The following is a 23,118-nucleotide window of genomic DNA, read 5'->3' as shown; positions in this document are numbered from 1 at the left end:
CATATGCTGGCAAAGCTCACAGGTTGGTTGCTGCTGGGAATCGTCCGATTGCTCACCGGCGCGCAGGCGCGCTGGTACGGCTGTCCACCGAAGGCCGAGCAGCGCATCTACTTCGCGAATCACCAGAGCCACGCGGACCTCGTGATGATCTGGGCCGCGCTGCCCGAGGAGCTGCGCAGCATCACGCGGCCGATCGCGGCGCGCGACTACTGGGCCAACACGCCGGTCAAGCGCTGGATCACGACCGAGGTGTTCAACGCGGTGTATGTGGAGCGGGCGGCCACGGGGGCTGCACCGGTTGCCCCGCCGCCGGAAGCACCGCCTCAGGCACCGCCACCCGCGGCGCCCATCGCCCCGGCCGAGCGCATCGAGCCGTCGATGGAGCCGCTGCTGCCGATCGAAACTGTGTCTCACGCACCAGTTGCCGAAGGCCCGCAGGAGATTCAGGGACAGCTCGACCTTCCCGCGCCCCCGCCGCCTCCACCACCGGTCGCACCGCCGCCCGTCATCGAGCCCGAAGCGCCCGCCGCCGCACCCGAGCCTCCCGCCGCCGATCCGCTCGCCCCGCTCATCGACGCCCTGCGCAGCGGCGACTCGATCATCATCTTTCCCGAAGGCACGCGGGGCCACACCGGCGAGCCGCAGAAATTCAAGTCAGGCCTGTACGCCCTGGCGACGATGTTCCCCGACGTGGTGCTCGTGCCGGCCTGGATCGACAACGTGCAGCGCGTGATGCCCAAGGGCGAGATCGTGCCCGTGCCCATCCTGTGCTCCGTCACCTTCGGCGCGCCGATCCGCGTCGAGGACGGCGAGGAGCGCCGCCCTTTCCTCGACCGTGCCCGCGCCGCGGTGATCGCCTTGCGCGACGTCTGAAGGTATGAACCAGTTCCTGCGCAGCCTCAGCCCGACCCAGCAGGTCGCGGCCCTTTTCCTGATCGTCTTCGGCCTGCTCTTCATCGTGAGCACCGCCGTCTTCTTCCTGAGCTTCAAGGAGCGGCGCAACCCGGTGCACGACGAGTCGTGGCAGGCCGAGCTGGCGCATTTCCGCGCGCTGCTGGGCACCACCTGGTTCATGGTGATCGTGTTCTGGATCGGCTGGGCGCTGGGCGAAACGGTGGCCACCGTGCTGTTCGCGCTGATCGCGTTCTTTGCGCTGCGCGAGTTCATCACGCTCTCGCCGACGCGGCGCGGCGACCACCGCAGCCTGATCCTCGCGTTCTTCGTGGTGCTGCCGATCCAGTTCTGGCTGGTGGCCACCGCGCGCTTCGACCTGTTCACGGTGTTCATCCCGGTCTACGTGTTCCTCGCCATTCCGGTGGCGAGCGCGCTGGCGAACGACCCGAGCCATTTCCTCGAGCGCAACGCCAAGCTGCAGTGGGGCATCATGGTCTGCGTCTACGGCATGAGCCACGTGCCCGCGCTGCTGCTGCTGACCTTCCCCGGCTACGAAGGCAAGAGCGCGTTCCTCGTGTTCTTCCTGGTGTTCGTGGTGCAGACCTCGGTGCTGGTGCAGCACCTGATCTCGCGGCGCATGCAGCGCACGCCCTTTGCGCCGAACGTGAGCCGCAGCTTCAACTGGACCAGCTGGGGCGTCGGCATCGTCGTGGCCAGCCTGGTGGGCGCGCTGTTCTCGTTCATCACGCCGTTCAAGTTCGGGCAGGCGCTCGCGGTGTCGATCATTGCCTGCGTCGCGGGCTCGATGGGCCACCTCGTGATGAAGGCGCTCAAGCGCGACCGCGGCATTCCGAACTGGGGCCAGAAAGGCGTGGGCGTGACCGGCGCCAACGGCCTGCTCGACCGCGTCGACGCGCTGTGCTTCGCGGCGCCGATCTTCTTCCATTCGATCCGCTGGTACTTCAACGCCTGAAGCACGCGGCGGGCGATCAGGCCTTGCGCAGCACCACCCGGTCGAAGGCCTGCTTCGCGCGCCGCCCCAGGGCCTTCGTCTTCAGTGCCTGCAGCTCGCGCTTGAGCCGCGTGCGCTGCTCGGCCGACAGCGCGGTGCCGAAACGTCCGAGCGCCAGCTCCAGCGCCTCGCGCTGCGCCGCCACCCGCCCCTGTCGCCCTTCGGCCTCGGCCAGCCATTCGCAGGCATTGGCCACACGCTCGCGCAAGGCCGCGTCGCCCGACTCGCCGAAGCGCGCGATGAGCACGCGGTAGGCCTTGGCCTGGCCCGGCAGGTCGTCCATCTTGTCGAAGGCCTTGGCCTTGTTGATCATCGACTTGGCGGCCCACAGCTGCAGCGCGCTGTCCCGCGCCATCGCCGTGCGCGCAATCACCTCGTCGTAGCTGGCCACGGCCTCGGCGAAGCGGCCCGCGCGACGCAGCACGGCGCCCTTGCGGAACAGGGCGCCGGCCACGCGCGCGCGCAGGTCGGGCAGCTCGGAGTTGCCCCAGCGCGCAACGATCTCGTCGTGCACGCGCATCTCGTCCGCGGGCCGCGCGAGGCGGTCGAGCGCGGTGCTCTTGTATTGCAGGCACAGCGCCACCTGCGACTGCATCTCGGTGGAGGCATCGGCGCCGTAGCGCGCGTCCATCGCGTCGGCCGCCTCGACGACCTCGGCGAAGTGCTCCAGCGCCAGCAGGCAGAAGGTCTTGTGCGACAAGGCGCGCGCGCACTGACGGCGCATCAGCGGGTGCGGCGAGGCGGCATGCGCCGCGAGCACCTCGTCGAACAGCGCGATGGCCTCGCGCGATGCGCCCGCGTCGCCGAGCTTGCGGCCTTCGCGGACGGTGTCGCACGCCGCATCGAAGAGCTCGGCCGGCAGCTCGCCGGCGTCGAGACCACCGGTCTTGCGAAGGCGCTTCAGGCAGGCCTCGCGCCCAGCCGTCGCCTTCACGCGCAGCTCGCGCAGTTCAGGCGTGGTGCCGTCGCGCGAGGCCGCGACGAGCGGCTCGTACACCGCAAGCGCCGCCTCGGGCCGGCCCAGCAGGTCGAGCAGCACGAAGCCCTTGTGCAGCAAGGTGGTGGCCACGGTGCGCTGCACCACGGCGTCGCTGTCACGCGCGAAGGTGCCGAGCAGGCGCTCGCAGGCAGCCAGCGCGGCCTCGCCGTCGCCCTGGTCCCGCAGCCCCACGGCCCACTCGTGGGCGCGCACGGCCGCGAGGCGGCGCACCTGCGCGGAGGCGTCGTGGCCGTAGCGGTCGAGCAGCCAGCCGACCAGCTCGGCGCGGCGCGCGACCTCGTCGAGCCCGAGGCCGTCGAAGAACAGGGCCAGCGCGCGCACGCCCTCCAGCCGCAACTCGGGCGCGGCCTCGGCCAGGCCGGTCTCGATCTGGTCGGCCACCTGCAGGCACAGCACCTGCGCCTGCGTGTGCTGCGCCAGTTCGCGCAGGTTGAGCACCGCGGCCAGCCGGGCCCGCGCCACGCGCAGGACCACGCCGGCATCGGCGGCGCCCTCGAATCGTTCGATGGCCGCTTCGAGCGTGGCCAATGCGTCCTGCGGCAGGCCGCGGTGGTGTTCGATCTCGGCCTTCAGCAGGCGCGCGTCGAGCCGCCACGCATCGAGCGCGGCGTCGGCCTGCGCATCGAGCTGCTCGCTCATGAAGTCACAGGCCTCACAGCGCACCGCCGCATCGTCGATGAGCCAGGTGCGCTGGTACAGCGCGTGGGCGATGTGCGCGCGGATCTCGGGCTCGCTGCGCCCGCCGTGCGCGGCCACCAGGCGGTCGAGCGTGGCCAGCGCGTCGGCCGGGCGGTGCAGCTGGCGCAGCACGTGCGCGAGCAGCCGCAGCGCCTGGCAACAGGGCACGACCACGCCGGCGTCGGGCAGCGCACCGAATTCGGCGATCAGCCGGCTGCAGGCGGCGATCGCCTCGCGGCGGCGGCCGAGGTCGCTCAGCAGCTCCGCCTGGCGAAAGCTCGCGGCGGCACGTTCGGCGGGAAGTTGCTGCAAGTGCGCGGGCAAGACCGGGGCGTCGTTCAATGGCTTCGGTTGCTGCTGCGCGGAGGACTCGACTACATTCACCTTCGCTTCCTTGTGTGGCGCGCCCCGCGCGGAGCGGGGCGGAATGCAAGAACGGCGGATTCTGCCCGCGATCCCCCACGCATCGCGCGCGAATTCGCACCTTCTTCAACCTTCCTCACCCAGGCTTAGGCCTTTACGCTTCCTTTTCATGCGGATCCTCGGCATCGACCCCGGTTTGCAGACCACCGGCTTCGGCGTGATCGATGCGGACGGCCATGCGCTGCGCTACGTGGCCAGCGGCACCATCAGCACCCGGCACCTGGGCAGCGGAAACCTGCCGGCGCGCCTGAAGGTGCTGTTCGACGGCATCGGCGAGATCACGGCGCGCTACCAGCCCGAGGCGTCGGCGGTCGAAATCATCTTCGTCAACGTCAACCCGCAGTCGACGCTGCTGCTGGGCCAGGCGCGCGGCGCCTGCGTGACGGCGCTGGTGAGCCACAACCTGTCGGTGGCCGAGTACACGGCGCTGCAGATGAAGAAGGCCGTGGCCGGCCACGGCCAGGCCGCCAAGGCGCAGGTGCAGGAGATGGTCAAGCGCCTGCTCGACCTGCCCGGCCTGCCGGGCGCCGACGCGGCGGACGCGCTGGGCATCGCGATCACGCACGCGCAGGTCGGCCGTTCGATGGCGCGGCTCGCGGAGGCGGCCGAGCTGTCGAAGACCCACGCCGGCACCTACCGGCAAGGGCGTTCGCGCTGAGGCTTCAGCGCACGATGTAGCGCAGGTCGCCCAGGCGCCGGCGGCGCTCGCGCACCTCGGCGGCCACCGACACCGCGTCGCCAGCCAGCGCCCGCGCGATCCAGCCGGCCAGCTGCGGCATGTCCTCGGGCGTGAAGCCCAACCGCACGATCTCGGGCACGCCCAGGCGCAGGCCGTTGATGTCGCCGTCGACCGGCGCGATCGGCAGGCCGATGCCGCAGGCCAGCAGCCCGCCCTGAGCCAGCTGCTTCGCCGCACGCTGCCCGCCGCCCCAGCGCGCGGCCTCGAGCGCGAACTGGTGCGACTGCGTGAAGCCGCGTGCCTTGGCGAACACCGGCAGGCCTTGCGCATCGAGCGCACGCGCCAGCGCCTGCGCGGTGTCGCGCATCGCCGCCGCATAGGCCGTGCCGTGCACCTTCCAGTCGAGCAGGCCGCGCGCCAGCGCCGCGGTGCGGCCCGCGTCCGAGTTGGCCGTGAGGCCGGGGTAGGCGATGGCATCGATGCGCTCCATCAGCGCCGCGTCGTTCGACACGATCAGACCGCCGGCCGGGCCGCCCAGGCTCTTGTAGGTGCTCATGGTGATCACGTGCGCGCCGTCTTCGAGCGGCTGCGGCCAGGCCTTGCCGGCCACCATGCCCGAGAGGTGCGCGGCATCGAACAGCACCTTGGCGCCCACGCTGTCGGCCACCTCGCGGATCGCAGGCACCGGGTGCGGGAACAGGTTCAGGCTGCCGCCGATGGTGATGAGCTTGGGCTTCACCTCGCGCGCGAGCTTGGCCAGCGCCACCACGTCGACCGAGTAGCCGTCGGCATCGACCGGCGCCGGCACGGTCTTCAGGCCGTAGAGCCCGGCCGCGCCCGCCGCATGGTGCGTCACGTGGCCGCCGATGGCGGGCGGCGGCGCGATGATCGTGTCGCCGGGCTGGCAGGTCGCCATGAACACGTACAGGTTCGACAGCGCGCCCGAGCTCACGCGCACCTCGGCGAAGCGCGCACCGAACACCTCGGCCGCCAGCTCGGCAGCGACGACCTCGATGCGCTCGATGGCTTCCAGCCCCATCTCGTACTTGTCGCCCGGGTAGCCCAGCGACGGGCGCGAACCCAGCCCACGTGACAGCAGCGCCTCGGCGGCGGGGTTCATCACGTTGGTGGCGGGGTTGAGGTTCAGCCCGTCGATGTCGTGGATGCGGTGGCTGTCGGCCACGAGGCGCTCGATCTCGGCGGCCACGCCCGCCGCGTCGCGCGCGGCGGCGTCGGCGGCAATGGCGAGCACGTGGTCCTCGCTGGCGGCGGGAACCCAGGAACGGCGGTGAAGGGCTGCGGGCATGCGGTGTCTCGCTGGGAGTGGTGGAAGGGAATGACCGCATGGTCGCGCCCCGTATCCCAACGGGCAACACGGATAAACTGGGCCCGAGCCCTAGAAAAACTTGGCCTCCCCACCATGTCCCTTGCTCCACCCCGCCCTCGCCTGCCGCCGCACACGGCCGTGCGCGCCTTCGAGGCCGCGGCGCGCCACGGCAGCTTCGCGCGGGCGGCCGAGGAACTGTTCGTGACGCCCGCCGCCGTCGCGCAGCAGATCAAGGCGCTCGAGACCTGGGCCGGCGGTGCGCTGTTCGAGCGGCACAGCCAGGGCATCCGGCTCAGCGCGCACGGCCGGCGCGCGCTGCCTGCGCTCAGTGCGGCGGTCGACCAGCTCGGCCTCGCGGTGCAGGCGCTGCGCCAGGAAACGCAGACCGCCGCGCGCCGCAGCACGCTGCAGGTGGCGGCCCTGCCGGCGATGGCGCAGCTGTGGCTGTCGCCGCGGCTCTCGCGGCTGAAGGCCGCGCTGCCCGGCGTGCAGGTGTCGGTGACGGCGCTGGAGCAGCCGCCGAACTTCCGGCGCGAGCCTTTCGATCTCGGGCTGTTCTATGCGCGCGGCGCCGAAGCCGCCGTCGGCGCGACGGGCATCCCGCTCGCGCGCGACCGCCTCGTGCCCGTGTGCAGCCCGCGCGTGCGCGCGTCGCTGGAGAGCGCACGCCCGCGCCCGCTCGACGACCTCCTCGATGTGCTCGCGCGCTGCGGCGGCCTGCACGACACGGTGTGGCGCGACGACTGGTCGCGCTGGCTGCAAGCCGTGCGCCCCGGCACCACGCCAGCCGAGGCCGATGCGCTGGCCGCGGGCCCCGATTTCTCACTCTACAGCCTCGCGCTGCAGGCCGCGCTCGATGGCGAAGGGGTGCTGATGGGTCGCGAGCGGCTGGTGGCGCCGCTGCTCGAGAAAGGCCGGCTGCACGCGCCCTGGGGGCGGCCGAAGGCGCTGGGAGACACGTTGATGCTGCTGGTGCCCGCGCACCGCAAGGGGCCGCTGCTTGCGCAGCAGGTGCAGGCGCTGCAGGCCCTGGTCGATTGAACGGCTCGCGCTACGCGACGCGTTCAGCGATGAGCACGGCGAAGAAGCCCAGCGCCGCCAGCACCGTCCACTTGAACACGATCCAGCCGAAGCGGCGGTACTTGACCTGCCCCGTGCCCGCATAGAACGCGAAGGACACGCCCGCCACCAGCAGAAGCAGCAGGATGGCCCAGCGAAAGAGAAGCATCGGAAAGAAAAGGCGTGCGCCGGGCTTACCAGGCCCGCGCCACTTCGCCGAAGCCGCGCGGTGCGCGCTTCTCGTCCTCGAAGGTCACGACCTCGTAGGCGTCGCTGTGCGAGAGCAGCTCGCGCAGCAGCTTGTTGTTGAGCGCATGGCCCGAGCGGAACGCGGTGTACGCGGCCAGCAGCGGCTTGCCGATGATGTACAGGTCGCCCATGGCGTCGAGGATCTTGTGCTTCACGAACTCGTCGTCGTAGCGCAGGCCGCCGGCATTGAGCACCTTGGTGTCGTCCATGACCACGGCGTTATCGAGGCCACCGCCGAGCGCGAGGCCCCTGGTGCGCATGTATTCGACGTCCTTCGTGAAGCCGAAGGTGCGTGCGCGTGCGATGTCGCGGCTGTACGAGTCGGTGCCCAGGTCGAACTCCACGCGCTGGCCGGTGGAGTTGACGACGCGGTGGTCGAAGTCGATCTCGAAGCTCAGCTTGAAGCCGTGGTACGGCTCCAGGCTTGCCCACTTCTCGTTGGCGCCCTCGCCTTCGCGCACCTCGACCTTGCGCAGCACGCGGATGAAGCGGCGCGGCGCCTTCTGCAGCTCGATGCCCGCGCTTTGCAGCAGGAACACGAAGGACGAGGCCGACCCGTCGAGGATCGGCACTTCGTCGGCCGTGATGTCGATGTAGAGGTTGTCGATGCCCAGGCCCGCGCAGGCGGACATGATGTGTTCGACGGTCTGCACCTTGGCGCCGCCCGTGGAGACGGTAGACGCCAGGCGCGTGTCGGTGACCGCTTCGGCGGTCATGCGGATCTCGACCGGCTCGGGCAGGTCGACGCGACGGAACACGATGCCCGTGTCGGCGGGGGCCGGTCGCAGGGTCAGCTCCACGCGTTGGCCGCTGTGAAGCCCCACGCCCACGGCGCGGCTGATCGACTTGAGGGTTCGTTGTTGCAGCACGCCCGAGATTTTAGGCGGGCGGCGACCGTGACGCCCTATTCCCTTCGCTATGGCCGCGATAGACATGGACCGGTCAGATAAGAAAAAACAAAAAGCCGGGGGCCCCCGGCGATGGACGCAAGGGGCACGAGGTGGACGCAGCGCCTAGAGCCGGGGGGCAGTCCCTTTCAGGTCTTCCCCGTCCCCTTGCGAACCCTCGTGCCCTCTGCGTTCGGTGGCCTGCGGTCAGTCTGCCTGACGGCGCAGGAAAGCCGGGATCTCAAAGTCGTCCATGCCACCCGACGACAGCGCGTCGACCTTGGCGGCGGCCATCGTGCGGTTGGTGCGCCACACGCTGGGCACGGCCATGCCGTCGTAGTTGGGCTGGCTGCCCGAACCACCACCCGCGTGGCCCACGCCGCCGAGCGTCGGCACGGTGAACGGGATGTTGTCGGTGCCGGTGCGGATCACTTCGAGCGTCGGGGCCTGGCGGCGTGCGTCGGCGCGCGACAGACCCGTGGCCACCACCGTGACGCGCATCTGGTCGCCCAGGCTTTCGTCGTAGGCGGCGCCGTAGATCACGTGCGCGTCCGGCGAGGCGTAGGCGCGGATGGTGTTCATCGCGAGCTTCGACTCGTTCAGCTTCAGCGAACCCTTCGATGCCGTCACCAGCACCAGCACACCCTTCGCGCCCGAGAGGTCGATGCCTTCGAGCAGCGGGCAGGCCACGGCCTGTTCGGCGGCGATGCGCGCGCGGTCCGGACCTGCTGCAGCAGCGGTGCCCATCATGGCCTTGCCGGGCTCGCCCATCACGGTGCGCACGTCTTCGAAGTCGACGTTCACGCCGCCGTACTCGTTGATGATTTCCGAGATGCCGCCCACGGCGTTCTTCAGCACGTCGTTGGCGTGCGCGAAGGCTTCGTCCTGGGTGATGTCTTCACCGAGCACGTCCAGCAGCTTCTCGTTGAGCACCACGATCAGCGAGTCGACGTTGGCTTCGAGTTCGGCCAGGCCGGCGTCGGCGTTGGTCATGCGACGGCCGCCTTCCCAGTCGAAGGGCTTGGTCACCACGCCCACCGTCAGGATGCCCATTTCCTTGGCCACGCGCGCGATCACGGGTGCCGCGCCGGTGCCGGTGCCGCCGCCCATGCCGGCCGTGATGAACAGCATGTGCGCGCCGTCGATGGCGGCGCGGATGTCGTCCACCGCGGCTTCGGCCGCGTCACGGCCCTTCTCGGGCTTGCTGCCGGCGCCCAGGCCGCTGATGCCCAGCTGGATGTTCTTGTGCGCGTTGCTGCGTTGCAGGGCTTGCGCATCGGTGTTGGCGCAAACGAACTGCACGCCTTGCACACCACGCTCCATCATGTGGGCGACCGCATTGCCACCGCCGCCGCCGACACCGATCACCTTGATCTGCGTGCCCTGGTTGAATTCTTCGACTTCGATCATTTCGATGGTCATTTCTAACTCCTTGAATATTGCAGTTGCCGTTATGTGTCTATGAATATTTCTTTTGCCGTGACGTGATCAACGGGATCGCCGTCGCGATGGTGGACCGGTGCGTCGCCATCGCTCGTTGAAATGCAGCGGAGGGCCCGCGCGTGCGAGCCAGAGTGGGGAGTGGTTCATGGTCAGAAGTTCCCCACGATGAAGTCCTTGAAACGTCCGAACGCAGTCTTTACGGACCCGTTCTTCTGTGCGACCTTGAAGCCACGCATGCGTGCAAAACGTGCTTCCTCGAGCAGGCCCATCACGGTGGCCGCGCGCGGCTGCGCCACCATGTCCGAGAGCGCGCTCGAGTACTTCGGAATGCCGCGGCGCACAGGCTTGAGGAAGATGTCTTCGCCCAGCTCGACCATGCCGGGCATGACGGCGCTGCCGCCCGTGAGCACCACGCCCGACGACAGCACTTCCTCGTAGCCCGACTCGCGCACCACCTGCTGCACCAGCGAGAAGATTTCTTCGATGCGCGGCTCGATCACGCCGGCAAGCGCCTGCTTGCTCAACATGCGCGGGCCGCGATCGCCAAGGCCGGGGACTTCGACCTGCGATTCAGGGTCGGCCAGCAGTTGCTTGGCATAGCCGTGCTCGACCTTGATGTCCTCCGCGTCCTTGGTGGGCGTGCGCAGGGCCATCGCGATGTCGCTCGTGATGAGGTCGCCCGCGATCGGGATCACGGCCGTGTGGCGGATCGCGCCGTTGGTGAAGATCGCCACGTCGGTGGTGCCCGCGCCGATGTCGACCAGCACCACGCCCAGTTCGCGCTCGTCTTCGGTCAGCACCGCCTGGCTCGAGGCCAGCGGGTTCAGCATCAGCTGGTCGACCTCCAGGCCGCAGCGGCGCACGCACTTGATGATGTTCTCGGCCGCGCTCTGCGCGCCGGTCACGATGTGCACCTTGGCCTCCAGGCGCATGCCGCTCATGCCGATCGGCTCCTTCACGTCCTGGCCGTCGATCACGAACTCCTGCGGCTCCACCAGCAACAGGCGCTGGTCGCTCGAGATGTTGATGGCGCGCGCCGTCTCGACCACGCGGGCCACGTCGGCGGGCGTGACTTCCTTGTCCTTCACCGCCACCATGCCGCTCGAATTGATGCCGCGGATGTGGCTGCCGGTGATGCCGGTGTAGACGCGGCTGATCTTGCAGTCGGCCATCAGCTCGGCTTCTTTCAGCGCCTGCTGGATGCTCTGCACAGTGGCGTCGATGTTCACCACGACGCCGCGCTTGAGGCCGTTGCTGGGCGCGATGCCCAGGCCGGCCAGCTTGAGCTCGCCGCCTTGCAGCACCTCGGCCACGACCACCATCACCTTGGCGGTTCCGATGTCCAGGCCTACGACCAGGTCTTTGTATTCTTTGGGCATGTAGATGTCCTCGGTATTCGCTACTTGATTTTTCTTGGGGCCTCGGGCGAGACCGTGGTGACGCCGCGCAGCCGCAGGGCATACGCGTCGTTGTGGCGCAGATCGGCGCGTTCGACGTCGGCCACCGTGCGGCGGTACTGGCCCGCGACCTGCGTCACGGTCTTCAGGAACCGCTGCAGGCGCGCCGACACCTCGTCGCTCTGGCCGCGGCCGAGCTCGATCTCGGCCCCGCTGTCCAGCAGCACCTTCCAGCTGCCGCGGCTGGACAGCCGCAGCTCGGCGATGTCGAAGTCGTAGGGCTCGAACATCGGCGCGAGCACGCGGTACATGCCCAGCACCTGCCCGGCCTGCTCGATCGGGCCGTCCAGGCGCGGCAGGTCGGCGTCGACCTCGGCCACGTTGGCCTCGAACACGTCGCCAAAGCCGTTGATCAGCTTGGAGCCGGCCTCGTCGCCCCACACCGCCACCGGCACCTGCTCGGTCAGCGTCACGCGCAGCTTGTTCGGAAACTCGCGCCGCACCACCGCGCTGCGCACCCACGGCACCGTCTCGAAGGCGGTGCGCGCACGCGCCAGGTCGATGGTGAAGAAGTTGCCCTTGAGCTGCGGCGCCACGTTGGCGCGCAGCGTGACCGCGTTGTTGTGCGTGACCTCGCCGTCCACCTTGATGCCCGAGATCGGGAAGAAAGGCTGGCGCAGCACCCACCACGCGCTCGCCGCCAGCAGCATGAGCGCCACCAGCACGAACGCAACGTTCGCGACGATGTTCATCAGCTTGACGTCGAAGGGAGCGGGGATGCTGTCGGCCATGGCTTAGTTCGCGCCTCCCTTGGCATCCAGCGATGCGGACGCGAGCACGCGCACGCACAGCTCTTCGTAGGGAATGCCCGCCGCGCGCGCCGACATCGGCACCAGCGAATGGCTGGTCATGCCGGGCGAGGTGTTCATCTCGAGCAGGAAGGGCTTGCGGTCGCTGGCGCGGATCATCACGTCGGCGCGGCCCCAGCCGCGGCAGCCGAGCGTGTGGTACGCGGCCAGCGTGATGCGCTGGATCTCGCGTTCCTCGGCTTCGGGCAGGCCGCTCGGGCACTGGTACTTCACGTCGTCGGTGAAGTACTTGTTCTGGTAGTCGTAGGCGCCTTCGGGCGCGGCGATGCGCACCACCGGCAGCGCGCGCGCATCCAGGCCCTGGCCGAGCACGGCGCAGGTGACTTCCTCGCCGTCGATGAACTCTTCGCACAGCACGTCGGCGTCGAACTTCGCCGACAGCGCGACGGCGTCCTGCATCTGCGAGTAGCCCTCGACCTTGGTCACGCCGATGGACGAGCCCTCGCGCGGCGGCTTCACGATCAGCGGCAGGCCGAGCACGTCGGGCACCACCATGATCTGCTCGCGGCTTTGCTGGTCGAAGGCCAGGCGCACGTACTTGGGCGTGGGCAGGCCGTCGGCCTGCCAGATGCGCTTGGTCATGACCTTGTCCATGGCCACGCTCGAGGCCATCACGCCCGAGCCGGTGTAGGGAATGCCGAGCAGCTCGAGCGCGCCCTGCACGGTGCCGTCTTCGCCATGGCGGCCATGCAGCGCGACGAAGCAGCGCGCGAAGCCTTCGCGCTTCAGGTCGGTCAGCTCACGCTCCGACGGGTCGAAGGCATGCGCGTCGACGCCGCGCGAACGCAGGGCCTGCAGCACGCCGGCGCCGGACATCAGAGACACCTCGCGTTCGGCGGAACTGCCGCCGAACAGCACGGCGACCTTGCCGAAAAGTTGTGGATCCTGAAGGCTCACGAGGCCCTCCCCTTGCGCGCAGTGCGCTCTGAAGTTGTTGATGAGGGTGCGGGCGGCGTGCCGAGTTCGACCACCTTGCCCGGCACCGCGCCGATGGAGCCCGCGCCCATGCACAGCACCACGTCGCCCGCGCGGGCGTTGTCCAGGATCGCCTGCGGCATGGCGACGATGTCGTCCACGAACACCGGCTCGACCTTGCCGGCCACGCGCAGCGCGCGCGCCAGCGTGCGGCCGTCGGCGGCCACGATGGGCGCTTCGCCCGCGGCATAGACCTCGCCCAGCAGCACCGAGTCGGCCGTGCCGATGACCTTCACGAAGTCCTCGAAGCAGTCGCGCGTGCGGGTGTAGCGGTGCGGCTGGAAGGCCAGCACCAGCCGGCGCCCCGGGAAGGCGCCGCGCGCGGCCGCGATGGTGGCCGCCATCTCGACCGGGTGGTGGCCGTAGTCGTCGATGACGGTGAAGCGCCCGCCGGCCGTGTCGCTCGGCACGGCCACGTCGCCATAGCTCTGGAAGCGGCGGCCCACGCCCTTGAAGCCGGCGAGGCCGCGCTGCACCGCTTCGTCGGCAATGCCGAGCTCGACCGCCATGGCGATCACCGACAGCGCGTTGCGCACGTTGTGCTCGCCCGGCAGGTTCAGCACGATGGGCAGGTCGGGCAGCGTCACGCCGTTGCGGCGCTGCGCGGTGAAATGCATCTGGCCGCCGACGGCGCGCACGTCGATGGCGCGCACCTGGGCGTCCTCGCCGAAGCCGTAGCTGGTGACCGGGCAGGTCACGTCGGCCACGATCTCGCGCACCGCCGGATCGTCGGTGCACAGAATGGCCACGCCGTAGAACGGCATGCGGTGCAGGAAATCGACAAAGGCCTTCTTCAGCTTCGCGAAGTCGTGCCCGTAGGTCTCCATGTGGTCGGCGTCGATGTTCGTGACCACCGCCATCACGGGCAGCAGGTTCAGGAACGAGGCGTCCGACTCGTCGGCCTCGACCACGATGTAGTCGCCGCTGCCCAGCTGCGCGTTGGCGCCGGCGCTGTTCAGGCGCCCGCCGATCACGAAGGTCGGGTCGAGCCCGGCGGCCTCGAGCACGCTGGCGGCCAGGCTGGTGGTGGTGGTCTTGCCGTGCGTGCCGGCAATGGCGATGCCCTGCTTCAGGCGCATCAGCTCGGCGAGCATCAGCGCGCGCGGCACGACCGGAATGCGCTTTTCGCGCGCGGCCAGCACCTCGGGGTTGTCCGACTGCACGGCGGTGGAGGTGACGACCGCGTCCGCGCCGTCGATGTGCGCGGCGGCATGGCCCACGAAGGTGCCGATGCCCAGGCCCGCGAGACGGCGCAGCGTGGCGCTGTCGGACAGGTCGGAGCCGGTGATCCGGTAGCCCAGGTTCAGCAGCACCTCGGCGATGCCGCTCATGCCGGAGCCGCCGACGCCGACGAAGTGGATGTGACGGATCGCGTGCTTCATTTCGCAAGCTCCTCGCAGGCGCGGACAACCGCGTCCACTGCTTCGGTCTTCTGCAGGGTCTTGGCCTTGGTGGCCCGGTCGATCAAGGTCGCGCGTTCGGTTTTCTGTAGCAAATCAGCCAGCAATTCAGGGGTGAGGTCGGTCTGTTGCACCAGCCAGCCGCCGCCCGCGTCCACGAGGAAGCGCGCGTTGGTGGTCTGGTGGTCGTCGACCGCCGAGGGGAAAGGCACGAACAGCGCTGCTGCGCCGACGGCCGCGATTTCGGTGACGGTGCTGGCGCCGGCGCGCGCGACGATGAGGTCGGCCTCGGCGTACGCCTGCGCGGTGTCGTCGATGAAGGGCGTGAGTTCGCCCTTGACGCCGGCCGCCGCATAGTTGGCGCGCAGCTCGTCGATCTGCTTGGCGCCGCTCTGGTGCAGCACCTGCGGGCGTTCGGCGGGCGCGATGCGCGCCAGCGCCTGCGGCACGACGGCGTTGAGCGCACGCGCGCCCAGGCTGCCGCCGACCACCAGCAATTTGAGCGGCCCCGTGCGGCCCGCGAAGCGCGTGGCCGGATCGGGCTGCGACGTGAACGCCGCGCGCAGCGGATTGCCCACCCACTGCGCCTTCTTCAGCACGTTCGGGAAGGCCGTGAACACGCGGTCGGCCACGCCCGCCAGCACCTTGTTGGCGAGGCCGGCGACCGAGTTCTGTTCGTGCAGCACCAGCGGCTTGCCCATCAGCACGCCCATCATCCCGCCCGGGAAGGTGATGTAGCCGCCCAGGCCCACCAGCACGTCGGGCTTCACGCGGCGCACCACGGCCAGGCTCTGCCAGAAGGCGCGCAGCAGCTTCAGCGGCAACAGGAACAGCGTGAGCGGACCCTTGCCGCGCACCCCGCCGAACTGCACGGGCTCGAAGGCGAAGCCGCGCGGGGGCACGAGCTTTTCTTCCATGCTGCCGGGCGCGCCCAGCCAGTGCACGCGCCAGCCGCGCTCGCGCAAGGCCTCGGCCACGGCCAAGCCCGGGAAGATGTGGCCGCCCGTGCCGCCTGCCATGACGAGTGCGGTACGGCCGGTCATACGCGACCTCCCCGCATCAGCACGCGGTTCTCGTAGTCGATGCGCAGCACGACAGCGAGCGCCACGAGGTTCATCAAAATCGCCGAGCCGCCGAAGCTCATCAGCGGCAAGGTCAGGCCCTTGGTCGGCAGTGCACCCAGGTTCACGCCCATGTTGATGAAGGCCTGGAAGCCGATCCACACGCCCACGCCCTGGGCCACGAGGCCCGAGAACACGCGGTCCAGCGCGATCGCCTGGCGGCCGATGTGCATGATGCGGCGCGTGAGCCACAGGAACAGGCCGATGATCAGCAGCACGCCGATGAGGCCGAACTCTTCGCCGATCACGGCCAGCAGGAAGTCGGTGTGCGCCTCGGGCAGCCAGTGCAGCTTCTCGACGCTGCCGCCCAGGCCCACGCCGAAGACCTCGCCGCGCCCGATGGCGATCAACGAGTGCGACAGCTGGTAGCCCTTGCCCAGCGCGTGCTCTTCGCTCCACGGATCGAGGTACGCAAAGATGCGCTCGCGGCGCCACGGGCTGCTCGCCACGATGGAGCCGAAGGCCACCACCACCAGCGTCGCGATCACGAAGAACATGCGCGCGTTCACGCCGCCCAAAAACAGGATGCCCATGGCGATCACGGCGATCACCATGAAGGCGCCCATGTCGGGCTCGGCCATCACCAGCATGCCGACCACCACCACCGCGATGCCCATCGGCAGCACGGCGCGGAAGAACCGCTCCTTGATCTCCATCTTGCGCACCATGTAGCTGGCGGCATAGAGCACCATCGCGAACTTGGCCAGCTCCGACGGCTGGAAGCGCATGAAGCCCATCGGCAGCCAGCGGCGCGCGCCGTTCACGTTGATGCCGATGTGCGGAATGAGCACCGCCACCAGCAGCAGCAGCGAAGCCACGAAGAGCCAGGGCGCGGCGCGCTCCCAGGTCTTCATGGGGACCTGGAAGGTCAGCAGCGCGGCGATGAAGGCGATGACCAGCGAGGCTGCATGCCGCGTGAGGAAGTACGAGGCGCTGTAGCCGGCGCGTGCGAAGCGCGGGTTGTCGGGCAGCGCGATGGAGGCCGAATACACCATGATCAGGCCCCAGGTCATCAGCGCGACCGTGACCCAGACCAGCGCCTGGTCGAAGCCCAGCACACGCATCGGCGTGGCCTTGGTCTGCGCGACGCCGGCGCCGCCCAGCCGCACAGGCAGGTGCACGGGCAGCGAATCCATGCCGCTGCGGGCGCGCCGGAACCAGCCGCCGAAACGGCTGCCGGTGCGGGTTTCCTGCGTGGCGCCCGAGGCTGCGGAGTTCAAATCGGGTCCTCCATCGATCCGGCGGTGGACAGCGAAGCTTGCGGGGCGTACGACACCACCGCGTCGTCGCCACCCACGGCCTCGCGCGGGCTGTCGGCATAGGCCTCGACGGCCTCGCAGAACACCTCGGCACGGTGCGCGTAATCCTTGAACATGTCGAAGCTCGCACAGGCCGGTGACAGCAGCACGGCATCGCCGGGGTGGGCGCGCGCGGCGGCGAGCTTCACGGCCTCTTCCATCGAGCCCGCGTGCTTGAGCGAGACGCCGGTGGAAGCCAGCGCGGCCTCGATCAGCGGGGCGTCGCGGCCGATGAGCACGACGGCGCGCGCGTACTGGCGCACGGGGTCGGCCAGCGGCTCGAAGTCCTGGCCCTTGCCTTCGCCGCCGAGGATCACGACCACGCGGCGCTCCTCGCCGAGGCCGCTCAATGCAGCCACGGTGGCGCCGACGTTGGTGCCCTTGCTGTCGTCGAAGAACTCGACCTCGTCCACGATGGCGATCGGCTCGACGCGGTGCGGCTCGCCGCGGTACTCGCGCAGGCCGTAGAGCATCGGGCCCAGCGGGCAGTCGGCGGCACTGGCGAGCGCGAGCGCGGCCAGGGCGTTCATGGCGTTGTGGCGGCCGCGGATGCGCAGCGCGTCGGCGGGCATCAGGCGCTGGAAGAAGAGCTCTTCTTCCACCACCGCGCCGCGCTTGCGCTTCTGCGTTTCGTCGGCTTCCAGCGCGCGCACCAGCCAGGCCACGCCGTTGATGCGCTCGATGCCGTAGTCGCCGGGGCGCAGCGGCATCGCGCCGCCGAAGGTGACATGCGTGCGGATCTGCGGACGCTGCAGCCGCACCTTGACCGGCGGCGGCAGCATGGCCATCACGCCGGCGTCGTCGCGGTTCAGGATCATCAGGCCCTTGGCGCCGAAGATGCGCGCCTTCGCGGCCGCGTAGGCCGGCATGTCGCCATGCCAGTCGAGGTGGTCCTGCGTGAGGTTGAGCACGGTCGCGGCCGTGGGCTCGAAGCCCTGCACGCCGTCGAGCTGGAAGCTCGAGAGTTCGAGCACCCACACGTCGGGCAGCGTGCCGGCGTCGAGGTGCCCGGCCAGCGTGTCGAGCAGCGTGGGGCCGATGTTGCCGGCCACGGCCACGGTCTTGCCCGCGCGTTCGACCAGCTGGCCGGTGAGCGAGGTGACGGTGGTCTTGCCGTTGGTGCCGGTGATGGCGAGCACGGCGGGCGTGTAGCCCTTGGGCGCTTCGGGCTCGGGTTCGGGCACGAGTTCGAGTTGCGGCGTGGCCTCTTCCTCGACCGCGGCCGACGCCGGGTTGGTGGCGGACAGCTCGGCGATCTTGGCGACGAACTCGGCGGCCTCGCGCGCCGCGGTGGGCACGTAGGGCTTGCCGGGGGTGGGCAGCCGGGAGACGGTGGCGGCGGGTGCGGGCGACACGGCGGGCGTGTCGGTGGCGGCTGGTACTGCGCCGTCTTCCGTGGCGGCGTCTTCCGTCGTGGCGCCTTCGGCGACGACGTCTTCGGTGGGCGGCGTCACCGGCACGCTCAGCGATGCATCGCGCGGCATGGCTTCGGCCATGGCGGGCGGTGTGGGTTCGGCGGCTTCGGTCTGTTCGACGGGGGCGGCGGGTTCGGCTTCTGCGGCAGTCGCATCGACTGGCAGTGCGGCTTCGGTCGACTCAGCGGCCACGGCCTCCGTAGGTGCAACCGCCTCGGTCGCCTCAACAGCTTCAACGGGCGCGGCCGCTTCGGGCTCGCCTTCGACAACCGCAGCAGCCTCCGGCGCAGGCACTTCCGGCGTCTCGACCACCGCAGCATCCGCCGCAGGGACTTCTTCGCTCAGGGCCAGCTCGGCCTGGGCCGGCGTTTCAACGACAGGCTCGACCACGGCGGTTTCGACCGGCACTTCCGCCTCGGCTTCCACCACTGGCACCTCGACCGTCTGCAGGTCGAGCAGCGCGCGCGCGAACAGGTCCAGCTCGCCGCCGACCACGAGGCCCACGGCCTTGGCAGCGTCGACGACCGGCGCCAGCGTCGCGGGCGACAGGCCCGGCGAGCGGTACACGGCACGGATCGGCGTGCCTTCGACCAGCGCGGCCGTGAACGGTCCGCCGATGAAGGTGGCATCGGGCAGTTCGGCCTGCAGCGTCGCGAGCGAGACCGGTGCCTCGCGCGTGTCGGCCACGGTCACGACCGCGCCGTGGCGCGCGCACCAGCGCGCCATCGCCAGCCCGGACGCGCCGAGGCCGAGGATGAGAACGGGGAGGTCTTTCAGGTGCCGCATGGTTGTGTTGTTACCGCAGCTTCAGCGTCGACAGGCCGATGAGGCACAGCAGCATCGTGATGATCCAGAAGCGCACGACCACCTGCGTCTCGCGCCAGCCGCTCTTCTCGAAGTGGTGGTGCAGCGGCGCCATCTTGAGCACGCGCCGGCCTTCGCCATAACGCTTCTTCGTGTACTTGAAATACATGACCTGCGCCATCACCGAGATCGCCTCGACCACGAAGATGCCGCCCATGATGAAGAACACGATCTCCTGGCGCACGATGACCGCGATGGTGCCCAGCGCGCCGCCGAGCGCCAGCGCGCCCACGTCGCCCATGAAGACCTGCGCCGGATGGGTGTTGAACCAGAGGAACGCGAGCCCCGCGCCGGCCATGGCCGAACAGAACACCAGCAGCTCGCCCGAACCCGGGATGTTGGGGAACAGCAGGTACTTGGAGTACACCGCGCTGCCCGTGACGTAGGCGAACACGCCCAGCGCCGAGCCCACCATCACCACCGGCATGATCGCCAGGCCATCGAGGCCGTCCGTGAGGTTCACGGCGTTGCTCGCGCCCACGATCACGAGGTACGTGAGGATCACGAAGCCGATGCCGCCCAGCGGGTAGCTGACTTCCTTGAAGAACGGCACCAGCAGGTTGATCTTGGGCGGAAAGTCGAGGTCGAAGCCCGAGCGCACCCAGGCGTAGAACAGCTCGAGCACGCGCCAGTTGGAGCTCTCGGAAATGCTGAACAGCAGGTAGAAGCCGGCGAGCAGGCCGACCAGCGATTGCCAGAAGTACTTTTCGCGCGAGCGCATGCCTTCGGGGTCCTTGCGCACCACCTTGCGCCAGTCGTCCACCCAGCCGATGGCGCCGAAGCCCATCGTGACCCACAGCACGATCCACACGAAGCGGTTCGAGAGGTCGAACCACAGCAAGGTGGCGAAGGCGATGGCGAACAGCACCAGCACGCCGCCCATGGTGGGCGTGCCGCTCTTGGTCAGGTGCGTTTCCATGCCGTAGCCGCGGATCGGCTGGCCGATCTTGAGCGCGGCAAGGCGGCGAATGACGTACGGGCCGGCCACCAGGCCGACCACGAGCGCGGTCAGCGCGGCCATCAGGGCGCGGAACGTGAGGTAGTTGAAAACGCGCAAGAACCCGAACTCGGGCGACAGCGTCTGCAGCCATTGGGCCAGGGACATCAGCATGGTGTGTTGCGCGGCTCATGCGTCATGACCGGCCTCCTTTTGTTGTTGTGCTTCGATCGCCTGCACCACGCGCTCCATCTTCATGAAGCGCGACCCCTTGACCAGCACGCTGCCCAGCTGCGGCAGGCGGGCGAGCACGGCCGCGCGGAGCGTGTCGAAATCGTCGAAATGGCGTCCATCGACACCATCGTTGTTGTTGAAAGCCGTCGCCGCATGCACGGTCTCGCCGCCCAGCGTGTAGACGGCGTCGAGCCCGCGCTGGCGCGCCCAGGCGCCGACCTCGGCGTGGAATTCCGGCGAGCGGTCGCCGACCTCGCCCATTTCGCCGAGCACCAGCAGGCGCGGCGCGGGCAGGCCGGTGAGCACGTCGATGGCGGCAATCACGGAATCGGGGTTGGCGTTGTAGCTGTCGTCGACCAGCGTGAGCGCGTGCCCGCCGGGCAGCACGACCTCACTGGCGCGCGAACGGCCCTTGACCGGTTCGAAGGCCGACAGGCCCGCGGCGATGGTGTCGAGCGACACGCCGGCGGCCAGCGCGCAGGCGGTGGCGGCGAGCGCGTTGCCCACGTTGTGGCGGCCCGCGATGTGCAGGCGCGCATCGAAAGCGCCCAGCGGCGTGCGCACGCGCACGCGCCAGGCGCCCTGCTGCCATTCGGCGCTGTCGAGCGAGATGTCGGCGTCGGCGTGCTCGCCGAAGGTCAGGCAGCGGCGCGAGCCGCTCTGGCGTGCCAGGTCGGTCCACAGCGAGGTGAAGGTGTCGCCGTAGGGGAACACGGCCGTGCCGTCGTCGGGCAGTTCGGCGAACACGGCGGCGTTCTCGATGGCGACCGCCTCGACGCTGGCCATGAACTCCTGGTGCTCGCGCTGCGCGTTGTTGACCAGCGCGATGGTCGGGCGCGACATGGCGGCCAGCCGCGCGATCTCGCCCGGATGGTTCATGCCCAGCTCGAGCACCGCCAGCTGGTGCTGCGCGCGCAGGCGCAGCAGCGTGAGCGGCACGCCGATCTCGTTGTTGAAGTTGCCGGCCGTGGCCAGCGCGCGGTCGGCGCGGAAGGCGGCGAGCACGGCCGCGATCATCTGCGTGACCGTGGTCTTGCCGTTGCTGCCGGTGACGGCAATCAGCGGCAGGCTGAACTGCGCGCGCCAGCCGGCGCCCAGCGCACCGAGCGCGAGGAGCGAGTCGGGCACCTCGAGGCCGGCAAGCCCCGCGGCTTCAAGGCCGCCGTGCGCAATGGCGGCCACGGCGCCCTGCTTCTTCGCGTCGGCCAGGAAGTCGTTGGCGTCGAAACGCTCACCCTTGAGCGCAACGAACAGGTCGCCGGCAGCCAGGGTGCGGGTGTCGGTGTGGACGCGCGCGATCACGGTGGCCGGGTCGCCCACGAGGCGCGACCCCGGCACCCACTGCTGCGCCTGTGCCAGCGTGAGGTTAAGCGGTGTAGAGACGGGCGTGGCCATGGCGGTCATGCGGCACCCCGCTTTGCGAGCGCGTCGAGCGCGTGGGTCTTGTCGGAGAACGGCAGGCGCTGGCCCGCGATCTCCTGCCACTCTTCGTGGCCCTTGCCGGCGATCAGCACCACATCTTGTGGCGCCGCCTGGGCGATGGTTTCGGCGATGGCGCGCGCGCGGTCGACCTGCACGCGGGCCGCCTCGACGCGCGTGAAGCCGCGCAGCGCCTGGCTGATGATGGCGTCGGGGTTCTCGTTGCGCGGGTTGTCGCTGGTGAGCACGACGTGGTCGGCCTGCCGTTCGGCGACAGCCGCCATCAACGGGCGCTTGATCGGGTCGCGGTTGCCGCCGCAGCCGAACACGCACCACAGCGCGCCGCCGCGTTGCTTGGCCAGCGGGCGCAGGCCGGCGAGGGCCTTGTCGAGGGCGTCGGGCGTGTGGGCGTAGTCGACCACGGCCAGCGGTGCACCGTCGGTCGGCTGCACGCGGTCCATGCGGCCCGGCACGCTGCTGAGATGGGCGCAGGCGGCCACGGCCTGGGCGAGCGTGAGGCCCAGCGCGCGCAGGGTGCCGAGCACGCCGAGCAGGTTGGCCACGTTGTACTGGCCGATCAGCCCGGTGGCGAGCCGTTCGGCCGGCGCCGTGCTGCCGTGCTCGGCCACGGTGAACTGCAGGCCCTGCGCGTCGTAGCCGATGTCGCGCGCCATGAGCCGCGCGGGCTTGCCGGCGGCCGAGACGGTCCAGACGTCGAGCGCGCCGATGCCGGCGTCCAGCAGGTTGGCGCACAGGCTGGCGCCGTGCATGTCGTCGATGTTGATCACCGCGGCGCGCAGGCCGGGCCAGCGGAACAGCTCGGCCTTGGCCTGCCAGTAGGCGTCCATGCTGCCGTGGTAGTCGAGGTGGTCCTGCGTGAAATTGGTGAACACGGCGACCGCGATGCGGCAGCCGTCGAGCCGGCGCTCGGCGATGCCGATCGACGAGGCCTCGATCGCGCAGGCGCCGAAGCCCTCGGTGACGAAGTCGCGCAGCGCGCGCTGCAGCATCACGGGGTCGGGCGTGGTCAGGCCGGTGTAGGTGAGCGCGGGCGGCACGCCGATGCCCAGAGTGCCGACCACGGCGCAGGGCGACGGCGCGCCGCGCTCGGTGGTGCCGTCGGGGCGCATCGCGCGCACGCCGCCGGCCGCGCGCAGCGTGGACAGCGACTCGGCCAGCCACCACGCGGTGGAGGTCTTGCCGTTGGTGCCGGTCACGGCCAGCAGGTCGAGCTGCGCCGAGGGGTTGTCGTAGAAGGCGGCGGCGATCGGGCCGGTGGCGGCCTTCAGGCCGGGGTAGCTCACGATGCGCTCGTCGCCGTCGAAGCCGAAGGCGTCCACGCCCTCGTGCTCGACCAGGCAGGCCACGGCGCCCTGCGCCAGCGCGGCCGCCACGTGCTGACGGCCGTCGGTGGCGGCGCCGGGCCAGGCGATGAAGGCATCGCCCGGGCCGACCGCGCGGCTGTCGGCCTGCAGCGCGCCCTGCACGCGCTCCTTGAGCCAGAACGCGGCGGTGGTGGGGGAAGTGAGTGTCAGCAT

The 23,118-nt window shown here is 70.0% G+C and carries 19 protein-coding genes; 4 read left to right on the top strand and 15 right to left on the bottom strand.

Translation table 11 applies throughout. From position 1 onward, the window contains the following. Nucleotides 1-3 precede the first annotated feature (3 nt). Nucleotides 4-873: a lysophospholipid acyltransferase family protein gene (locus ACAM42_RS04610; protein WP_369631255.1), complete on the top strand. Its 870-nt coding sequence runs from the start codon at nucleotides 4-6 to the stop codon at nucleotides 871-873. 4 nt (nucleotides 874-877) lie between these two features. Further along, on the top strand, nucleotides 878-1,867 hold the full coding sequence (locus ACAM42_RS04605; protein WP_369631254.1) for a phosphatidate cytidylyltransferase: 990 nt from the start codon (nucleotides 878-880) through the stop codon (nucleotides 1,865-1,867). 16 nt (nucleotides 1,868-1,883) lie between these two features. Here ACAM42_RS04605 and ACAM42_RS04600 read toward each other — a convergent pair whose 3' ends face one another. Further along, a complete protein-coding gene (locus tag ACAM42_RS04600) occupies nucleotides 1,884-3,908 on the bottom strand; it encodes a hypothetical protein (protein WP_369631253.1) in 2,025 nt (674 codons plus the stop codon). A 208-nt stretch (nucleotides 3,909-4,116) separates the two neighbouring features. Here ACAM42_RS04600 and ruvC point away from each other — a divergent pair, with 208 nt between their 5' ends. Continuing rightward, entirely contained in the window at nucleotides 4,117-4,665 is a 549-nt protein-coding gene (ruvC, locus tag ACAM42_RS04595; protein WP_369631252.1) for a crossover junction endodeoxyribonuclease RuvC, read from the top strand. A 4-nt stretch (nucleotides 4,666-4,669) separates the two neighbouring features. On the opposite strand, the gene glyA is transcribed toward ruvC, so the two are convergent. Then, nucleotides 4,670-5,992 carry a serine hydroxymethyltransferase gene (gene glyA / locus ACAM42_RS04590; RefSeq protein WP_369631251.1) on the bottom strand — a complete coding sequence of 441 codons (1,323 nt, stop codon included), beginning with the start codon at nucleotides 5,990-5,992 and terminating at the stop codon, nucleotides 4,670-4,672. A 114-nt stretch (nucleotides 5,993-6,106) separates the two neighbouring features. Here glyA and ACAM42_RS04585 point away from each other — a divergent pair, with 114 nt between their 5' ends. Then, on the top strand, nucleotides 6,107-7,054 hold the full coding sequence (locus ACAM42_RS04585; protein ID WP_307635884.1) for a LysR family transcriptional regulator: 948 nt from the start codon (nucleotides 6,107-6,109) through the stop codon (nucleotides 7,052-7,054). A gap of 10 nt (nucleotides 7,055-7,064) precedes the next feature. On the opposite strand, the gene ACAM42_RS04580 is transcribed toward ACAM42_RS04585, so the two are convergent. From ACAM42_RS04580 to ACAM42_RS04520, 13 genes are all read right to left on the bottom strand, one after another. Continuing rightward, on the bottom strand, nucleotides 7,065-7,241 hold the full coding sequence (locus tag ACAM42_RS04580; protein WP_167394968.1) for a hypothetical protein: 177 nt from the start codon (nucleotides 7,239-7,241) through the stop codon (nucleotides 7,065-7,067). Nucleotides 7,242-7,266: 25 nt separating this feature from the next. Continuing rightward, entirely contained in the window at nucleotides 7,267-8,190 is a 924-nt protein-coding gene (lpxC, locus tag ACAM42_RS04575; protein ID WP_369631250.1) for a UDP-3-O-acyl-N-acetylglucosamine deacetylase, read from the bottom strand. 225 nt (nucleotides 8,191-8,415) lie between these two features. Next, nucleotides 8,416-9,630: a cell division protein FtsZ gene (gene ftsZ, locus ACAM42_RS04570; RefSeq protein WP_062474218.1), complete on the bottom strand. Its 1,215-nt coding sequence runs from the start codon at nucleotides 9,628-9,630 to the stop codon at nucleotides 8,416-8,418. Nucleotides 9,631-9,800: 170 nt separating this feature from the next. Further along, on the bottom strand, nucleotides 9,801-11,030 hold the full coding sequence (gene ftsA, locus ACAM42_RS04565) for a cell division protein FtsA (protein ID WP_056575685.1): 1,230 nt from the start codon (nucleotides 11,028-11,030) through the stop codon (nucleotides 9,801-9,803). Between the two features lie 20 nt (nucleotides 11,031-11,050). Beyond that, nucleotides 11,051-11,839: a cell division protein FtsQ/DivIB gene (locus ACAM42_RS04560; protein ID WP_062474220.1), complete on the bottom strand. Its 789-nt coding sequence runs from the start codon at nucleotides 11,837-11,839 to the stop codon at nucleotides 11,051-11,053. Nucleotides 11,840-11,842: 3 nt separating this feature from the next. Beyond that, nucleotides 11,843-12,814 (bottom strand): D-alanine--D-alanine ligase, encoded by a 972-nt coding sequence (locus ACAM42_RS04555; RefSeq protein WP_062474222.1) that lies wholly within the window; start codon nucleotides 12,812-12,814, stop codon nucleotides 11,843-11,845. After that, entirely contained in the window at nucleotides 12,811-14,274 is a 1,464-nt protein-coding gene (gene murC / locus ACAM42_RS04550; RefSeq protein ID WP_369631249.1) for a UDP-N-acetylmuramate--L-alanine ligase, read from the bottom strand. Before murC ends, ACAM42_RS04555 begins: the two co-directional genes overlap by 4 nt. Further along, entirely contained in the window at nucleotides 14,271-15,335 is a 1,065-nt protein-coding gene (gene murG, locus ACAM42_RS04545) for an undecaprenyldiphospho-muramoylpentapeptide beta-N-acetylglucosaminyltransferase (protein WP_369631248.1), read from the bottom strand. Before murG ends, murC begins: the two co-directional genes overlap by 4 nt. Continuing rightward, nucleotides 15,332-16,633: a putative lipid II flippase FtsW gene (ftsW, locus tag ACAM42_RS04540; protein WP_369631247.1), complete on the bottom strand. Its 1,302-nt coding sequence runs from the start codon at nucleotides 16,631-16,633 to the stop codon at nucleotides 15,332-15,334. The genes murG and ftsW overlap by 4 nt, the downstream gene beginning before the upstream one ends. Continuing rightward, the gene (gene murD, locus ACAM42_RS04535; protein ID WP_369631246.1) at nucleotides 16,630-18,912 is read right to left on the bottom strand and encodes a UDP-N-acetylmuramoyl-L-alanine--D-glutamate ligase; all 2,283 of its coding nucleotides are present in this window, start codon (nucleotides 18,910-18,912) and stop codon (nucleotides 16,630-16,632) included. Before murD ends, ftsW begins: the two co-directional genes overlap by 4 nt. A gap of 10 nt (nucleotides 18,913-18,922) precedes the next feature. Next, nucleotides 18,923-20,101 (bottom strand): phospho-N-acetylmuramoyl-pentapeptide-transferase, encoded by a 1,179-nt coding sequence (gene mraY / locus ACAM42_RS04530; protein ID WP_070060130.1) that lies wholly within the window; start codon nucleotides 20,099-20,101, stop codon nucleotides 18,923-18,925. A gap of 15 nt (nucleotides 20,102-20,116) precedes the next feature. Next, nucleotides 20,117-21,556 (bottom strand): UDP-N-acetylmuramoyl-tripeptide--D-alanyl-D-alanine ligase, encoded by a 1,440-nt coding sequence (murF, locus tag ACAM42_RS04525; protein WP_369632720.1) that lies wholly within the window; start codon nucleotides 21,554-21,556, stop codon nucleotides 20,117-20,119. A 5-nt stretch (nucleotides 21,557-21,561) separates the two neighbouring features. After that, nucleotides 21,562-23,118, bottom strand: a complete 1,557-nt coding sequence (locus tag ACAM42_RS04520; protein ID WP_369631245.1) for a UDP-N-acetylmuramoyl-L-alanyl-D-glutamate--2,6-diaminopimelate ligase — start codon at nucleotides 23,116-23,118, stop codon at nucleotides 21,562-21,564.

The organism is Variovorax sp. V35, from assembly GCF_041154465.1.
Lineage (GTDB): Bacteria > Pseudomonadota > Gammaproteobacteria > Burkholderiales > Burkholderiaceae_C > Variovorax > Variovorax boronicumulans.
The sequence above is the reverse complement of the archived record's forward strand: the minus strand, read 5'-3'. Positions and strand labels throughout refer to the sequence as shown.

Bases quoted from the DNA above. Each gene is read 5' to 3' on its own strand.
- ftsA (WP_056575685.1), bottom strand. From the start codon at position 11,030: ATGCCCAAAGAATACAAAGACCTGGTCGTAGGCCTGGACATCGGAACC.
- ftsZ (WP_062474218.1), bottom strand. From the start codon at position 9,630: ATGACCATCGAAATGATCGAAGTCGAAGAATTCAACCAGGGCACGCAG.
- ACAM42_RS04605 (WP_369631254.1), top strand. From the start codon at position 878: ATGAACCAGTTCCTGCGCAGCCTCAGCCCGACCCAGCAGGTCGCGGCC.
- ACAM42_RS04520 (WP_369631245.1), bottom strand. From the start codon at position 23,118: ATGCTGACACTCACTTCCCCCACCACCGCCGCGTTCTGGCTCAAGGAG.
- ACAM42_RS04580 (WP_167394968.1), bottom strand. From the start codon at position 7,241: ATGCTTCTCTTTCGCTGGGCCATCCTGCTGCTTCTGCTGGTGGCGGGC.
- murD (WP_369631246.1), bottom strand. From the start codon at position 18,912: ATGCGGCACCTGAAAGACCTCCCCGTTCTCATCCTCGGCCTCGGCGCG.
- glyA (WP_369631251.1), bottom strand. From the start codon at position 5,992: ATGCCCGCAGCCCTTCACCGCCGTTCCTGGGTTCCCGCCGCCAGCGAG.
- ACAM42_RS04585 (WP_307635884.1), top strand. From the start codon at position 6,107: ATGTCCCTTGCTCCACCCCGCCCTCGCCTGCCGCCGCACACGGCCGTG.
- ACAM42_RS04610 (WP_369631255.1), top strand. From the start codon at position 4: ATGCTGGCAAAGCTCACAGGTTGGTTGCTGCTGGGAATCGTCCGATTG.
- mraY (WP_070060130.1), bottom strand. From the start codon at position 20,101: ATGCTGATGTCCCTGGCCCAATGGCTGCAGACGCTGTCGCCCGAGTTC.
- ACAM42_RS04560 (WP_062474220.1), bottom strand. From the start codon at position 11,839: ATGGCCGACAGCATCCCCGCTCCCTTCGACGTCAAGCTGATGAACATC.
- murF (WP_369632720.1), bottom strand. From the start codon at position 21,556: ATGGCCACGCCCGTCTCTACACCGCTTAACCTCACGCTGGCACAGGCG.
- ruvC (WP_369631252.1), top strand. From the start codon at position 4,117: ATGCGGATCCTCGGCATCGACCCCGGTTTGCAGACCACCGGCTTCGGC.
- murG (WP_369631248.1), bottom strand. From the start codon at position 15,335: ATGACCGGCCGTACCGCACTCGTCATGGCAGGCGGCACGGGCGGCCAC.
- murC (WP_369631249.1), bottom strand. From the start codon at position 14,274: ATGAAGCACGCGATCCGTCACATCCACTTCGTCGGCGTCGGCGGCTCC.